18 protein-coding genes are annotated in these 15,889 nt (G+C 32.7%); 11 read left to right on the forward strand and 7 right to left on the reverse strand.

The features are described 5' to 3' along the window. The first annotated feature begins 39 nt into the window (after nt 1-39). Both sucD and FDY99_RS16820 read left to right on the forward strand, forming a co-directional pair. The gene (sucD, locus tag FDY99_RS16815) at nt 40-912 is read left to right on the forward strand and encodes a succinate--CoA ligase subunit alpha (RefSeq protein ID WP_139422939.1); all 873 of its coding nucleotides are present in this window, start codon (nt 40-42) and stop codon (nt 910-912) included. A 16-nt stretch (nt 913-928) separates the two neighbouring features. Beyond that, complete coding sequence (locus FDY99_RS16820) at nt 929-1,606, forward strand: porin family protein (RefSeq protein ID WP_139422940.1); 678 nt, start codon at nt 929-931, stop codon at nt 1,604-1,606. 71 nt (nt 1,607-1,677) lie between these two features. Here the strand turns inward: FDY99_RS16820 and FDY99_RS16825 are convergent, their stop codons facing one another. The 5 genes from FDY99_RS16825 to FDY99_RS16845 form a co-directional block, all read right to left on the reverse strand. After that, nucleotides 1,678-2,577: a hypothetical protein gene (locus FDY99_RS16825; RefSeq protein ID WP_139422941.1), complete on the reverse strand. Its 900-nt coding sequence runs from the start codon at nt 2,575-2,577 to the stop codon at nt 1,678-1,680. An 86-nt stretch (nt 2,578-2,663) separates the two neighbouring features. Further along, nucleotides 2,664-3,200, reverse strand: coding sequence for a helix-turn-helix domain-containing protein (locus FDY99_RS16830; protein ID WP_139422942.1), 537 nt, complete (start codon nt 3,198-3,200; stop codon nt 2,664-2,666). A 3-nt stretch (nt 3,201-3,203) separates the two neighbouring features. Next, nucleotides 3,204-4,514, reverse strand: coding sequence for an ABC transporter permease (locus FDY99_RS16835; RefSeq protein WP_139422943.1), 1,311 nt, complete (start codon nt 4,512-4,514; stop codon nt 3,204-3,206). Nucleotides 4,515-4,518: 4 nt separating this feature from the next. Continuing rightward, the gene (locus FDY99_RS16840) at nt 4,519-5,430 is read right to left on the reverse strand and encodes an ABC transporter ATP-binding protein (protein ID WP_139422944.1); all 912 of its coding nucleotides are present in this window, start codon (nt 5,428-5,430) and stop codon (nt 4,519-4,521) included. 106 nt (nt 5,431-5,536) lie between these two features. Further along, complete coding sequence (locus FDY99_RS16845) at nt 5,537-5,887, reverse strand: T9SS type A sorting domain-containing protein (RefSeq protein WP_139422945.1); 351 nt, start codon at nt 5,885-5,887, stop codon at nt 5,537-5,539. A 120-nt stretch (nt 5,888-6,007) separates the two neighbouring features. Here FDY99_RS16845 and hemB point away from each other — a divergent pair, with 120 nt between their 5' ends. Continuing rightward, entirely contained in the window at nt 6,008-6,997 is a 990-nt protein-coding gene (hemB, locus tag FDY99_RS16850; protein ID WP_139422946.1) for a porphobilinogen synthase, read from the forward strand. 102 nt (nt 6,998-7,099) lie between these two features. Here hemB and FDY99_RS16855 read toward each other — a convergent pair whose 3' ends face one another. Further along, a complete protein-coding gene (locus FDY99_RS16855; protein WP_139422947.1) occupies nt 7,100-7,828 on the reverse strand; it encodes a hypothetical protein in 729 nt (242 codons plus the stop codon). A 243-nt stretch (nt 7,829-8,071) separates the two neighbouring features. On the opposite strand from FDY99_RS16855, the gene FDY99_RS16860 reads away from it, so the two are divergent. The 6 genes from FDY99_RS16860 to FDY99_RS16885 all read left to right on the forward strand — a co-directional run bounded on the left by FDY99_RS16860 (nt 8,072) and on the right by FDY99_RS16885 (nt 13,067). Further along, nucleotides 8,072-8,641, forward strand: a complete 570-nt coding sequence (locus tag FDY99_RS16860) for a cob(I)yrinic acid a,c-diamide adenosyltransferase (RefSeq protein WP_066680818.1) — start codon at nt 8,072-8,074, stop codon at nt 8,639-8,641. An 84-nt stretch (nt 8,642-8,725) separates the two neighbouring features. Continuing rightward, on the forward strand, nt 8,726-9,238 hold the full coding sequence (locus tag FDY99_RS16865) for a hypothetical protein (RefSeq protein ID WP_139422948.1): 513 nt from the start codon (nt 8,726-8,728) through the stop codon (nt 9,236-9,238). An 82-nt stretch (nt 9,239-9,320) separates the two neighbouring features. Then, nucleotides 9,321-9,965 carry a thiamine diphosphokinase gene (locus FDY99_RS16870; RefSeq protein WP_139422949.1) on the forward strand — a complete coding sequence of 215 codons (645 nt, stop codon included), beginning with the start codon at nt 9,321-9,323 and terminating at the stop codon, nt 9,963-9,965. Beyond that, nucleotides 9,962-10,837 (forward strand): tyrosine-protein phosphatase, encoded by an 876-nt coding sequence (locus FDY99_RS16875; protein WP_139422950.1) that lies wholly within the window; start codon nt 9,962-9,964, stop codon nt 10,835-10,837. The genes FDY99_RS16870 and FDY99_RS16875 overlap by 4 nt, the downstream gene beginning before the upstream one ends. A gap of 108 nt (nt 10,838-10,945) precedes the next feature. Further along, nucleotides 10,946-12,340 carry a type III PLP-dependent enzyme domain-containing protein gene (locus FDY99_RS16880; RefSeq protein WP_074229566.1) on the forward strand — a complete coding sequence of 465 codons (1,395 nt, stop codon included), beginning with the start codon at nt 10,946-10,948 and terminating at the stop codon, nt 12,338-12,340. Nucleotides 12,341-12,599: 259 nt separating this feature from the next. Next, nucleotides 12,600-13,067: a hypothetical protein gene (locus FDY99_RS16885; RefSeq protein ID WP_139422951.1), complete on the forward strand. Its 468-nt coding sequence runs from the start codon at nt 12,600-12,602 to the stop codon at nt 13,065-13,067. A 58-nt stretch (nt 13,068-13,125) separates the two neighbouring features. Here the strand turns inward: FDY99_RS16885 and FDY99_RS16890 are convergent, their stop codons facing one another. Next, nucleotides 13,126-13,785 carry an HAD family hydrolase gene (locus FDY99_RS16890; RefSeq protein ID WP_139422952.1) on the reverse strand — a complete coding sequence of 220 codons (660 nt, stop codon included), beginning with the start codon at nt 13,783-13,785 and terminating at the stop codon, nt 13,126-13,128. A 200-nt stretch (nt 13,786-13,985) separates the two neighbouring features. On the opposite strand from FDY99_RS16890, the gene speB reads away from it, so the two are divergent. Together speB and FDY99_RS16900 are read left to right on the forward strand one after the other, a co-directional pair. Then, nucleotides 13,986-14,837 carry an agmatinase gene (gene speB / locus FDY99_RS16895; protein WP_074229564.1) on the forward strand — a complete coding sequence of 284 codons (852 nt, stop codon included), beginning with the start codon at nt 13,986-13,988 and terminating at the stop codon, nt 14,835-14,837. 67 nt (nt 14,838-14,904) lie between these two features. Continuing rightward, entirely contained in the window at nt 14,905-15,759 is an 855-nt protein-coding gene (locus FDY99_RS16900) for a bifunctional helix-turn-helix domain-containing protein/methylated-DNA--[protein]-cysteine S-methyltransferase (protein ID WP_139422953.1), read from the forward strand. The last annotated feature ends 130 nt before the right edge of the window (nt 15,760-15,889 follow it).

Consider the following 15,889-nt stretch of genomic DNA (forward strand, 5'->3'; position numbering starts at 1 on the left):
GCATTAATAAAATTATAAATAAATTAAATAAATAATAAAATGTCAATTTTAGTAAACAAAGATTCTAAAGTAATTGTACAAGGATTTACAGGTAACGAAGGTACTTTCCACGCAGGTCAGATGATCGAATACGGAACAAACGTAGTGGGTGGGGTTACTCCAGGAAAAGGAGGAAGTGAGCACTTAGGTAAGCCGGTATTTAACACTGTTGCTGATGCTGTATCAAAAGCTGGAGCCAACGTAAGTATTATTTTCGTACCACCTGCATTCGCTGCAGATGCTATTATGGAAGCTGCTGAAGCGGGTATTAAAGTGATCGTTTGTATTACAGAAGGTATTCCTGTTGCAGATATGGTAAAAGTAAAATCTTATATTGCGGACAAAGAGTGCAGATTGATCGGACCAAACTGTCCTGGAATCATCACTTCTGAAGAAGCTAAAATTGGTATTATGCCAGGTTTTGTTTTTAAAAAAGGTAAAGTAGGGATCGTTTCTAAGTCAGGAACTCTTACTTATGAAGCTGCTGATCAGGTTGTAAGAGCAGGTTACGGTATTTCTACTGCAATCGGAATTGGTGGTGACCCAATTATCGGAACTACAACTAAAGAAGCGTTAGAATTATTCATCAATGATCCAGAAACTGAAGCAGTTGTAATGATCGGAGAAATCGGTGGTGGTCTTGAGGCTGAAGCTGCAAGATGGTACAAAGCGAGTGGTTCTACAAAGCCGGTAGTAGGTTTCATCGCAGGACAAACTGCTCCTAAAGGAAGAACAATGGGTCACGCTGGTGCAATCGTTGGTGGTGATGAAGATACAGCTCAGGCAAAAATGGAAATCATGAGAGAAAACGGTATCAACGTTGTAGATTCTCCTGCTGATATTGGTGCTACTGTAGCAAAAATCCTAGGATAAGCTAAAAAAATATGATATGAAAAAAATTTTATTAACATCTGCATTGACCTTTTCTTTTTTATCGTTCGCACAAATCGATTTAAGAAGTACAAGATTTGGTCTTACTGCGGGTGGAAACTATTCCAGAGTTAAAAACGCGCACAATCCTTCAGGAGCAAGATTTGCTTTTCAGGGCGGACTTTTAGCTTTAATTCCGATGGGTGGAGCAAATCAGTTTTATCTGCAACCTGAGGTTACATATTATGGAGCTGGAGAGTCAGGGAAAAATAAAGATTCAAAAGGAGCAGATGGTTATAATGCAATGTATGCCAATAACTATTTAAGTGTTCCTATCTATTTTAAAGGATACTTTTCTGAAGCAGAATCAGAATTTTTTGGATTAATTGGTCCTAGATTTAATTTTTTGCTTAGTCAGAATGTAAAAAACGCTCCTGTAGGGAGACCTTATTACGATCCTGATGTAACAGATCCGAATTATCCTCAGATTAGTGGTAAAGCAAATAGTTTTAACTTTGCAATTGGCGCAGGAATAGGATATAGCTACAAAAGACAACTAGAATTAGCTATAAAATATGATTTAGGAATTTCAAATACTTATCCAAAGCTTATTGAAAGTTTTACTAAAGATCCTAATACTGCTAAAAAAAAATCTGAGCAGGTTCTCAGTGTAAGTTTAAGCTATATTTTTGAATAAAATTTTTTGAATAAAATAAAATCCCAGAATTAAATTCTGGGATTTTTGATTTTAACCAATGTCTATGAATCTTAGTTAATTGAAAATTTTTCTTCTTTGCAGTCAATATATAAAGAATTTTTAAGGAAGATTTTATTTCCTATCATTCCGGTCATTCCAGAAAGTTTCATCAGCATATATTGAGACTGTGAAATTCCTTCAACGTAGGTTACTTCACGTAAAAGAAGCTCTTTGTTTTTAAATTTTATGATTTGATTAGACTTTGCAGTATAGCTTGTAAGTATTCTTTCCCAGGATTGTGCTTTTTCTACAACAGGTTTTGAATTTGGTAATTTTAATTTTTGCCAAGCGTTTTTATTGGTCAAAAGTTCATATGCACTTGTCCCTGAATCATATAAAAACTCCTCTTTTTTGCCATTTAAAATACCGGATATAATTATTTTTCTCTTTTTAAATTTGAAATCCAGCTTTGCGCTGCTGAAACTTTTGGGCTCTTTTAATATATTAAAAACGACATAATTTTCTTTAAAATTAATAATAGTTTTTTTCTGATCTAAAACATCACTTCCAATGGTTCCGATAATTTTAATAGAGTCTTTATCGTTGTTTTTGCTGATAGAAATTATTTTAAACCGATCAGAAGAAACTTCAGTATTCCCGACAGTAAATTGAGTTTTGATTTGGTTTTTATTTTTAAAAATGGCTAATGAATTTTGATAAAATATAGTATTGGGAGAACCTGTATCAAACTGCATAAAATAAGTGGTAGAATCATTTTTAAGATGAACAGGCAGAAGCATAACATTTTTATTTTCACCCAACCATTTTACGATCACTTTTCCGCTTTCATTTTTTACCGTTAAATAATTTTCTTCGGGACTGAATTTTTGGTCGAAATAAAAATAAAATCCAAGACAAAGAAGAGTTAAGATGAGTAAAAATGCTAAGACTGTTTTCTTTAAAATTTTCATAAATTATTTTTATGCAAGGTTCCGTTTTAAAACTGAATTTTGCAATAAAAACGATACGTCAATTTTACGTCAATTCATTTTTTATTTTACAAGAAATTGAATTTCAGACTTGTATGTAAATCTTTATTTTTGTTTAAAGCAATTCCATTGATGATGATAGCAATTAATTTTAGGAATAAAAAAGTAATCAATACAATTAAGAAAACAGGAAATTTAACTGATAATCCTTTTTGAAGAAACGGACTTGCAATTAAAAATAAAGACATTGTTACAGAAAGAATGATTTGAAGGGCAACAATGTTTCTTCCAAGTTGTTTGTTGTAAACATCCTGTGTGTTATAAGTAAATATAAGCGGGAAAATTATTCCTCCAAACGGAATAATTAAACCCAAAAGGGCAGAACTGTTAATCAGTTTTGCCCTTTCTATATTTTTATCTTCTTTTTCAATTAAATTTTCAGGTGTTGTATTTAAACTTTCAGCAAGTGCTTTCAGTGTAAAACCTTTAGGAATATTTCCTGCCTCAATTCTCTGGATGGTTCTTAACGAAAGACCTGCTTTTTCAGAAAGTTCCTTTTGAGTAAGTCTGTTTTTCTCCCTCAGTAATTGAATTTTATTTTTCATTTTTTACCCTCTGATCCACTTCCAGATCTCCTTCAAAGTCGCCTTGTTTCCATACATCAAAATTCCTACTCGATAAATTTTTCCGGCAAGGAAAATCATGAAAATAGTTGTTCCTAAAAGCAAACCAATCGACAAAGCAATCTGCCAAGCCGGAACTCCGAAAGGAATTCTTGCAACCATCGCAACAGGCGAAGTAAATGGAATAATCGACATCCAGAAACCAACCGGTCCGTCAGGATTATTAATCACAGAAATACTTCCATACATCCCTAATGTAAGTGGAAGAATGGCAAATAAAGTAAACTGCTGCGTTTCCGTTTCGTTGTCAACAGCTGAACCAATTGCAGCATAAACAGAACTATAAAACATATATCCTAAAAGGAAAAATATGATAAATACAAAAATAATCAATGGGAAATTTAGCTCTAATAAGCTGTGAGAAACCTGAGTTGCGATTTGTGCGATATCAAGTTTGCTCATCAGTTCTTCATTTCCTCCCGGAATGTTTTTCTGAAGTGAAGAAAATCCTGTGTTTAAAACCAAAGCTCCAGCTACAGACATGATAATCCATACAATAAACTGCGTTAAAGCAACCATGGTAACTCCCAAAATCTTTCCCATCATCAATTCAAAAGGTTTTACTGAAGATATGATGATTTCTACAACACGATTGTTTTTTTCCTCCAAAACACTTCGCATTACACGAACTCCATAAATGATGATAAACATAAATGTTACATACATCAAAACCATGCTTAAAGCGCTTTTTACGCCAAATGCCAAATCTGAATCTTCTTTATTATCTTCAGAAACGTTGATGGTTTTTAAAGTGAAACTTTTATCAAGATCAGCAAGTTGCGCTTCCTGAATTCCAAGTTGTTTTATTTTCTCTTTTTTAATGACATTCGTAATGTCTGAAATAATTTGTTGTTTAGTATCAAAACCTATTTTGGTGTTTACAACCAATCGTGTGCTTTTCTCTAAATCATCAAAATTATTTTCTGATAAAGCCGGAAGAATTAAAATCCCGTCCAGAGTTTCATTACCTTTTAAGTTGTTAAGTTTAGATTGCTCTTCAGCAGAAGGAATAAATACATAATTGATTTTTTCATCAGACTTCAGTTGTCCTTTAAAAAGCCCGCTGTTATCGACCACTTCAATCACATTGTGAGACTGATTGGCTTTAAACATCATTCCGACAACCGCTCCAAAAGCAATAATCATTAGCGGCGCCAGTAAAGTGAGTATAACGAAGGATTTTTTCTTAACCTGCGTAAGAAATTCCCTTTTTGTAATTAAAAAAATATTGTTCATAAAATTAAGAGTGATTGCTTACCGCATTGATAAATACTTCATTCATGCTCGGAATTCTTTCGTCGAAAGATCTTACTTTTCCTACATTAACCAGATCTAAAAGGATATTGTTCTGATCTGCTTCATTTTTCAAATCAAAAGAAACCAGATTGTTTTCATGGGTCATGTTGAAAATTCCATATTTGTTTTTAAACTGATCAAACTGGTCATCGTTGACTTCAGATAAAGTAACTCCAAAAATATTTTTCTTGAATTTTTCGCGGACATCAAAAACTCTTCCGTCGATTATTTTTTTAGAATTATTGATCAATGCAACATAATCACACATTTCTTCCACACTTTCCATTCTGTGGGTAGAAAGGATAATTGTAGTTCCGTTATTTTTAAGCTCGATAATCTGATCTTTAATTAAATTCGCATTCACCGGATCAAAACCTGAAAACGGTTCATCCAAAATTAAAAGATGGGGTCTGTGAAGAACGGTTACAACGAACTGTATTTTCTGAGCCATTCCTTTTGAAAGTTCAGAGAGTTTTTTCTTCCACCATTGATCGATATTAAGTTTATCAAACCATTTTTTTGCTTCGTTCAGAGCATCATTTTTTGTCATTCCCTTCAGTTCTCCGAAGTAAAGAATCTGATCTCCAACGCTCATGTTTTTATAAAGACCGCGTTCTTCCGGCATATAACCGATGTCTTTAATATGATTCGGATTCAGTTTTTCTCCGTTAATGAAAACGTTCCCAGAATCGGCTTGTGTAATCTGATTGATAATTCGGATGAAAGAAGTTTTTCCTGCTCCGTTTGGTCCTAGAAGACCGTAAATACTTCCTTTCGGAACGTGTATGCTAAAATCGTCTAATGCGGTTTTTTTTCCGGCATTGTAGGTTTTAGTAATTTGTTCAGCTTTTAGCATTAAAATTGTTTTTACAATTAGTTATGAAATATCCCGAAAGTTACGGAATAATTGAAAAAAAATGTGCTAAAAGAAAAAATCCTGATGATTATCAGGATTTTGAATATTATTGCTTTACTATTTGAGTAACTTTTTGTGTATTGTCGCTTAGAATATACCTGATAAGATATTTTCCGGGTTTCAGTTTCTGAATATTAATCTCAGCATTGTTGCTGTTGATATTGTAACTCGCAACCTGAGTTCCCAATATAGAATAAAAAGAAACATTTTTAATTTTCAATGAAGAATCTTTCGCCTTCACCATCAAAAAATCTTTTGCAGGATTCGGATATGCTGTAAGCACACCGTCATCAGATTTCTGATTAGTGGAAGTCGGCTCTTTTATTTGTGCTTTCAAATTATCAGAAAACCCAATAGTAGCGCCAATAAATATAAATAAAGGTAAAAGTTTTTTCATCAACTATATATTTTGCTTAAATATTACTAACAAAAATAATAAATTCTATAATCATCTGCAATAGTTTTTTGTAGAACTTATATTAAATTTGCAATAAATTATTCAAAAAGTATTCCAAAGATGATATATTCTAGAAACAGAAGACTAAGAGTGAATGAATCGATGAGAGGTTTGGTAAGAGAATGCAGTCTTTCAGTGAACGATTTTGTAATGCCTATTTTCGTAATGGAGGGCGAGAACAAAGAAGAAGCGATCGCTTCAATGCCCGGAATTTTCAGGCGAAGCATCGATCTTACGGTAAAAGAATGTAAAGAATTATTTTCTTTAGGCGTAAAGGCGGTTAACCTTTATATGAAAGTTTCAGATGACTTAAAAGATAACACCGGAAAAGAAGCATGGAATAAAGATGGCTTAATGCAAAACAGCATCAAAGCAATTAAAGATGCAGTGCCTGAAATGGTGATTATGCCCGATGTAGCCTTAGATCCTTATTCAATTTACGGTCACGACGGAATTATAGAAAACGGAAAAATCATCAATGATGCAACCAATGATGCATTGGCAAAAATGGCTGTGTCACATGCTGAAGCCGGAGCTGACATTGTGGCACCGAGTGACATGATGGATGGCAGAGTTTTGGCAATTCGTGAGGCTTTAGAAGAAAGCGGTTTTCATGATGTTGGAATTCTAAGTTATGCTGCAAAATATGCAAGTTCTTTTTACGGGCCGTTCAGAAGTGCTTTAGACAGTGCTCCAAAAGACAATATGGAAATTCCGAAAGATAAAAAAACGTATCAGATGGATTTTCACAATTCGCGTGAAGCATTAAATGAAGTTTTCAAAGATGTGGAAGAAGGTGCCGATATTATTATGATCAAACCAGGTCTCCCGTATTTAGATATTGTCTCAAAAGTGCGTGAAGCAATTGATTTGCCGATTGCTGTTTATAATGTAAGCGGAGAATACGCAATGTTAAAAGCTGCTGCTCAAAACGGGTGGCTTGATAATGACAAAGCAATTATTGAAAGCTTAACTTGCTTCAAAAGAGCAGGAGCAGACATGATTTTCACTTATGCTGCAAAAGAAGCTGCAATGATCTTAAACAAATAAAAGTTTAAAATGATAAGTTATGAATTATGAGTTGGTCTCAAAGAAATCTTCGGTTTCGATCAACTCATAATTCATAATTTTTAACTCATAACTAAAAAAAGCTTATTCCACATCAAAGTTTTTTCCTTTCACAAACTTTGCAGCAAAAGGAGCCTGATTTCCGGAATATTTTAAAACAAAATGTTTTTTGGTATCGGTATCCACTTTTGCTTCTACATTCACATTGGTTGTCTGAAAATTAACATCTAAACCAACTCCAGATTCTTTTTCAAGAAAAATTTCTACACTTTCAGCATACAATAAAGAGATACTCAGATAATTAAACTTAATATTCTTTCTATAAGTTTTAGATTTTGACTGTGTAAATTCTGAAAAGCTTTTCAAAATTTCAATTCCGGGGGAATCGATATTGGTAATTCTGGATTTTGTAACTCCATTTACACGGATGGAAAAATTTTTTGCACTGTTGATGTTTCCGTTAATTCCAATATTAAATAAAGACGGTAATGATAAACCATATTCGATCATGCTGTCTTTGGTAAATTCAAAATCAGGGATTAATGCTGTATGTTTTGGAGTATTTAATAATTGATTTTTTACCGTATTCAATTGTTCACCCGAAAATAAATAACCAATAAGATTATTGTTTGTTGTGCGCCAGTTTCTACCGTTCCACTCGTAGATTTCACAAAGTAATGTGTCAGTTGACGAATGGGGAAGAAGCTCGATATCCTGCCATTTAAAAACTTCTTTTGCGTAAGGTCTTCTGTTGATTAGGTTGATTCCTAAATCGAGCGCCATTAAGTCGCTTAACTGTTGATTGGTTTGCATAATTATTATTTGTAATTGGTGATTTAAAATTAAATAAAAAATATCGAAATCGAACTTATTTTATCATCACAATTTAAATGGATTCACAAGATTTAATAAAGGTTTATATCCGTAAAAGCTTCCTGCAAACAACATCGTTTTAAACTTACTCCAAAACATTTGTCAACATAATTTTAAAAAAGTAATTTAGTCTTTTGAAATCACCATGATTACGCATGGTTTTAATAACAACGAAAATTACTTATGAAAATATACACTAAAACGGGAGATAAAGGACAGACCGCTTTATATGGCGGAACGAGAGTTTCAAAAGCCAGCGCAAGAGTTGACAGCTACGGAAATATTGACGAATTGAATTCTTTTATTGGAATTTCAAAAAGTCATATCACTGATGAAGAAGTTTTGAAACAGTTAAAAAAAATTCAGTTTGATTTGTTTACGGTAGGTTCAGAAGCTGCAACTCCGGTTGATAAACTGATGTTAGCCAACGGAAAATCCCGTCTTCCCCTGATTATTTCTGATACAGAAATTGAAGAACTCGAAAATTGGATGGATGGTTTTGAAGATAAATTAGAGCCACTTCAATATTTTATTCTTCCGGGCGGAGGAAAATCTGCGACTTTTTTACATGCAGCTCGTACAATTTGCCGTAGAGCAGAGCGTTCTTTGGTTTTCTTGAATGAATCTGAAGAAGTGCGTCCCGAATTGATCAAATATCTGAACCGTCTTTCTGATTATCTGTTTGTTTTGGCGAGATATATTTCAAAAATCAACAACGAACCGGAAGAATACTGGAATCCGAATGAAAGATAATTTTTTAGGTGAAATAATATTTGTTAATAATTGTATAGTTGTGGAAACATTTCCTATTTTAGCGAATAATAACAAATTTTAACCATGAAAAAACTTACTTTTACAGCCTTATTGGGCTTAATGATTTTATCTTGCTCTCCAAACGATGAATTGTATTCGCTGAATGAGACAAATTCTCAAACAGAATCTGCTGTTCAAAAGGGACCTCCTCTTAATATTACAGAATGGGTTGATTTAGAATTTACAGAACAGCCTTGCCGAACAACTAAAAAAAGATATCAAGCCAGAGCTATTTCTTCAGAGATATACAGCAGAGATAGATATGTTTCTTATAAAATTACCGATAATACTTACGGGTTTGTATGGCATAGTGGTCAATATACAATTCCTGCAGGATCAAATATGTCGGCATTTGGTGATGTGTTTTCAAATGAGAATTTTGCTGCAAACGTAAAATATGAAATTACAAATGTGGAAATAAATCCATATTATTATGATTCAAATGGTAATTTAGTTTATCAGCCAGTTATAGGTCTATATCAATATAAATCTGGAGATAAAGACGTTAATAATTGTCAAGTGCCAATATTTAATTAATTTTACAGAATATTTTAAAATATAAAGCTGAATCATCACTGTGATTCAGCTTTTTTATTCAAGCAATTATAAAAATAAGTTAATGAGTAAATCTCTTCTCTTCATCAACGGTGATGCGCCGAAATCTTTTCCTGATTTAGAAAAATATGATTTAATTGCCTGTACTGATGGTGCTTTTCATTATTTGAAGGAACTCAATTTTCCTTTAGACAAACTAGATTTTATTTCCGGGGATTTTGATTCTCATATTGGGTCAGACGAAAATGTGTATCAGGATAAATTTATTCTTACACTGGATCAGGAGAAAACAGATTTTCATAAAGCTTTAGAAATTATTTTAGAAAAAGGGTTTCAAAATGTTTATGTTTTAGGAGGAAGTGGAGGAGAGCAGGATCATTTTTTAGGGAATCTTACAGTCGCTTATTCATTTAAGAATAATTTAAACATAAAGTTTTATGACGAGTTTTCTGAATATTATTTTATTCCGAAAAATTTCACTCTGAAAAATGTTAAAAACAAAATGATTTCTCTGTATCCGTTTCCTTCAGCTGAAAATATTACAACAAAAGGATTGAATTGGCCATTAACAAATGATAGTTTAAGCATGATGTCAAGAATTGGGACACGTAACTTTGCTGTTGATGATGAGATTTCTATTGAATATGAATCTGGAGATCTTTTATTTTTTATTGGAATTAATGAAATAGAATATCCTGAAATATATTGAAACAATTAATAAAAATATCATTTCTAGTTATTATTAGTTCCTGTGTTTTTTCCTGTAAGACACAAACTTTTTCTGCACCAGAATACGGAATTTCAAAAACTGACAATCAATTTGAAATTAAGAAAGTAACCAATTTCAGAACAGTTGGAAATATTAAAAATACTGATGGTAGAATTTTAAAAGAAGGAAAGTTTTATAGAAGTGGACATCTTTATAAGCTTAAGAAAAAATCATTCAAAACATTTGAGAATTTAGGAATTAAAGAGGTTATTGATCTTCGAAATTCGAAAGAAATTTCGCAAAAACCCGATCAACTTTCCGATACTTTTATTTATAAAAATTATTCTGCATTTGAAGATGAAGGCGATCAGTTGAATCAGGCGAAAAAGCTTGTTTTAAAAGGAAAAGTTAAAGGTTCAGATGCAGATCAAAGGATGCTGGATTTTTATAAAAATTATGTCACAGAAAATCCAGAAATCATTAAGGAAATTATTCATGAGATTTTAGATTCGGAAACTCCTGTTTTATATCATTGTACGGCAGGAAAAGACAGAACCGGAATAATAACAGCGTTGATTTTGACTATTTTAAAATTTGATAGAACAACGATTTATAATGATTACCTTCTTTCAAACAATTATCGTAAACAATTAGTTCAAAAAAGGCTTCATCTTGCGAATAATCTGCATTTTTTGTTTCCAAAAATGGATTTGAATGTTATCGAAAAATTAAGTTGGGTAGAGAAGAATTATTTAAAGACTGCTTTTTCTGAAATTGATAAGAAATACGGTTCAATTGATATTTATATTCATCAAAATTTGGGAATTTCTGAAAATAAAAGAAACGAATATATTCTTAAGTTCACGTATTGATTAAAGACTAATTTTTTAGTCGAAAAACTGCATAAATTTATAATAAATTTAACGTTAAAAAATCAAACTTTTTTAGCAATTTTGCATTCTTAATTTACTCATTAGAAAATGAAAATAAAATACTCGGAACTTATTGATCAGACATTGTATTTTCCAACGGAAGAATTCAATGTTTCTGAAAACAATTTGTCTTTTCACGACATTCCTTTGATGGATGTTGTTGAGAAGTTTGGAACGCCTCTTAAGGTAAGTTACCTCCCGAAGATTTCTCAAAATATTCAGAAAGCAAAAGGCTGGTTTAAGGAAGCTTTTGAGAAAATCGATTACAAAAAAAACTACAGATACTGTTACTGTACAAAATCCAGCCATTTCAAATTTGTGATTGAAGAAGCTTTGAAAAACGATATTTCTATCGAAACTTCTTCAGCTTACGACATGGATATTGTGAAATCGCTTTATACAGAAGGTAAAGTTGATAAAAACATTGAAGTGATTTGTAATGGTTTCAAAACGGATGATTATCTGGCGAAAATTTCAGATATGATTAATAGTGGTTTTGAAAATATTACTCCTATTTTAGATAACTACAGAGAACTTGATAAGTTAACAGAAAGTATCGACACGACTTTCGATATCGGAATCAGAATTGCTTCTGAGGAAGAACCGAAGTTCGAATTTTATACCTCAAGATTAGGGATCGGATATAAAGATATCATTCCTTACTACAGCCAAAAAATTGCAGAACATCCGAATGCAAGACTGAAGATGCTTCACTTTTTCATTAATACCGGGATCAAAGACACGGCTTATTATTGGAATGAATTGTACAAATGTCTTCGTGTTTATGCACGTTTGAAGAAAATTGCTCCGGAAGTAAATTCATTAAATATTGGTGGTGGTTTTCCAATCAAAACTTCTTTAAATTTCGATTACGATTACCAATATATGGTAGAAGAGATCGTTTCGCAGATTAAAAAATTCTGTGAAGAGGAAGGAGTAGAAGAGCCAAATATTTATACTGAATTCGGAAGTTTTACGGTAGGAGAAAGCGGTGCCAATTTGTATAAAATTATTTCTCAAAAACGTCAGAACGACAGAGAAAAATGGAATATGATCGATTCATCTTTTATGACCACGCTTCCTGATACTTGGGCGATTTCAAGACACTTTATCATGTTGCCGTTAAACCGTTGGGAAGATTCTTACGAAAGAGTTTTCTTAGGTGGATTGACCTGTGATTCTGATGATTATTATAACTCTGAACAGCATACCAACGCTATTTATCTGCCTGTTTTCAGTGATACGAAACCTTTGTATATTGGTTTTTTCCACACAGGAGCATATCAGGAAACAATTGGTGGTTATGGTGGAGTTCATCACTGTTTGATGCCGCAACCAAGACATATCCTGATCCAGAAAGATGAAAATGGAGAATTCCAGTATGAGATCTTTAGAGAAAGACAGGAACCTGAAGATATTTTGAAATTATTAGGATATCAATAGAAACGGGCTTTAGCCTGTTTAATATAGAAGAAAATTCAAATGGCTTCAGCCAAAACTTATTGTAAAAAGCTCTCAAATATTTGGGAGCTTTTCGCATTTAAAATTCATAAGATGATGAATTTTTGTTCTTTAAAATATGTAGACATCTTTATATTTGTTTAAAAAAAAAATGAAACTGAGGAAAACGATAGGAATAACATTCATCATACTTACTTTTATTTTAGGGTATTTAAGTACCGGTATTATATCATTTTTTGGAATGAGATCTTACTATGGATACGAAGGATATTGTTCGGACACAAAACTTCCAAATTTTGTTGCTATTGAGAGTTTTGAAGTTCTTATCATTTGTATTCTTATTTCCTACGCCATCTTGTTAGAATCTTTTCAAAGCATTAAAAAGTATGTGAGATTTTATAAGATTATGTTAGTATTTTTTCTAATCAATTTAATCTTTTTAGTGTATAAAATTGTTGAATATCCTATTATACTGGAAGCTACAGGTGGATGGTCTAATCCGAGAAGTAATCTTGAGATGATGTATAGTCCACTGATTACATTTTTGGGTATTTATTCATCAATAATAATATGGATTAATTTTAGGCTTCAAAAGAAAACCCAGTCATTAAAAAAATTACCAATCATATTTTTTCTCATTGTTATACTGTCTTTTGTTGTGGTAGTAGTTGCATGTCAAAATATTGAATATCAGAATTGTATGGGATAAAAATATTTTCTTGAAAAATAAAATATAAAAGCTCTCCAATTCGGAGAGCTTTTATATTTTAAAAATGTTTAGAAATTTTATCAACTTCGATTTCCGAATAATCTGAAATCACAACATTTGCTAAACTATAATCCTGATTGTGAGAATGGAAGCTTTTATAAGCCGCACAAAAAATATTGGCTCGGTGCGCTGCCAAAATTCCGTTGGTGGAATCTTCAATGACCATGCAGTTTTCAATCGGTTCGTTGGCCATTTTTGCAGCAAGCTGGAAAATTTCAGGATGAGGTTTTGATTCTTTTAAATCGGCACCACTGATTTTCCCACTGAAGTATTTTTCCAAACCAAATTTATCAAAAACCATATTAATGGTCGTCATACTTGCTGATGAAGCAACAATTAATTTTACGTTATTTTCATAATAATGCTCAATTAATTTTCTCACTCCGGGAATCAGATCAAAGTCGGCATCATTGTAAAAATAATCTTTAAAATGAGTTCTTTTAATATTGGTGATATCTTCGTGAGTGTGAGCTAAATTAAACTCAGAAATCAAAGTTTCGCAAACTCTTTTGGTAGAAGTGCCGGTAAAAGAAGTATACAAATCTTCTGAAACTTCAATTTCTAGCTGGTTGAATGTTTTAAAATAAGCTTTTCTGTGCAGCGGTTCTGTATCAACAATTACCCCATCCATATCGAAAAGCACAGCTTTTAAGGACATATTTTTGAATTTCTTACAAAGGTAGGGAATTTGGGTGGAAGCCTAAAGCTGGATGAAGGAAGTTGAAATCTGAATATTTAATTTATAATAGTAAAAACTTCCGGCTTCCATCATCCAACTTCCAGCTTTCTCCTAACTTCTTCTTATCTTTGCCGCAAATATTTTAATCTTTAAATCATTTAATTTTTTAATTATAAATTATGAAAACATACGCAGGAATTCCTGAAGAAAATGCTTCATTAGAAAATTCAAAAGTAGTTTTGGTAACCGTTCCTTATGATGGAACTTCAACTTGGGGAAAAGGTGCAGACAAAGGCCCGGAATTATTCCTTGATGCTTCTGAAAACATGGAGCTTTACGACATCGAAACAGGTACAGAACCTTATCTTGAAGGAGTTTATTTAGCTGGAGAAGTTTCTGAAAATTCTACACCTGAAGCAATGACGGAAGCAGTTTATCAGAAAACAAAAGAGCTTTTGGCAACAGATAAATTGTTTACCCTTTTTGGTGGAGAACATTCAGTTTCTATTGGTTCAATTCGTGCAGTTGGTGAAAAATTTGAAAATCTTACGGTTTTACAATTAGATGCTCACACAGATTTACGTCCGGAATTCCATGGGTCTACTTCCAATCACGCTTGTGCGGTTTTTGAAGCGAATCAAAAGCATAATTTGGTTCAGGTTGGAATCCGTTCTATGGATGTTGAGGAAGTTGAATATTTACCGGAAGGAAGAGTATTTTTCGCTCACGAAATTGCCAACAACGAAAACTGGGTAAATGATGTTTTAGAAAAAGTTTCAGGAAACGTTTATATTACGATTGATTTGGATGCTTTTGATCCGTCAATTGCACCTTCAACAGGAACTCCTGAACCAGGCGGTTTACAGTGGTATCCAACATTGGAATTATTAAGAAAAGTTTTCGAAAAATGTAACGTTGTTGCTTTTGATATTGTTGAATTAATGGATTCTGCCTATTCAAAACCAAGTGCATTCTTAGCAGCAAAATTGTATTATAAAATGTTGGCGTACTATCACATCAACAAAGACTAAAATTTCGCAGGAAACGGATTTTTTCTTTCAGTTTTTCTTTGGAAATTTGTGATACAAAACAAATGAAATGTTCACACAAGACGAAATAGATTATCAGAGAATTGCCAAAGCGATAGAATTTATTCAGAGTAATTTTAAGCTTCAGCCAAATTTGGATGAGGTTGCTGAAAAAGTAAATCTGAGTCCGGCACATTTTCAGAGAATATTTACAGATTGGGCAGGAACAAGTCCGAAAAAATTTTTGCAGTTCATCAGTCTTGAGCATGCAAAAAGTTTACTGAAAGAAGAAAAAGCCACGTTATTTGATGCAGCATTAGAGACCGGACTTTCGAGTACAAGCAGATTGCATGATTTGTTTGTGAAAATTGAAGGAATGTCGCCTGCAGAATATAAGAATGGCGGAAAAAATTTAAATATCAATTATAGCTTCTCTGAAAGCCCGTTTGGAAAAATCATCACAGCTTCCACCGAAAAAGGGATCTGTTATATGGCTTTCGAAGAAGATAAAAAAAATGCATTGAGAGATCTACAAAGTAGATTTCCCAATGCATCTTTTTTTGAGAGAAAGGACGATCTTCAGCAAAATGCTTTGTCAATTTTCAATCAAGACTGGTCAAAGCTTAATACGATTAAATTACATCTAAAAGGAACCGATTTTCAGCTTAAAGTCTGGGAAAGTTTACTGACTATTCCAATGGGAAAATTATCAACCTATGGGAATTTAGCCGATAAAATTGGAAATCCCAAAGCTTCACGAGCAGTAGGAACTGCGATTGGAAGTAATCCTGTAGCATTTTTAATTCCTTGTCACCGTGTCATACAATCTTCAGGGAAAATTGGCGGCTATATGTGGGGAAGTGATAGAAAACAACTGATAATTGGCTGGGAAAGTGCGAAGGTTTATTCTGATGATTTGTTTTAAACACAATGAACAAAAATATTTTCACAAATAATCACAATCATTTTATTTATTATAAATTATTGTTTTTCTTCAATAGAAACGGGCTTTAGCCCATTTAAAATATAGAATAATCAAATTGGCTTTAGCCAAA

Source organism: Chryseobacterium mulctrae, assembly GCF_006175945.1.
Taxonomy (GTDB): Bacteria; Bacteroidota; Bacteroidia; order Flavobacteriales; family Weeksellaceae; genus Chryseobacterium; species Chryseobacterium mulctrae.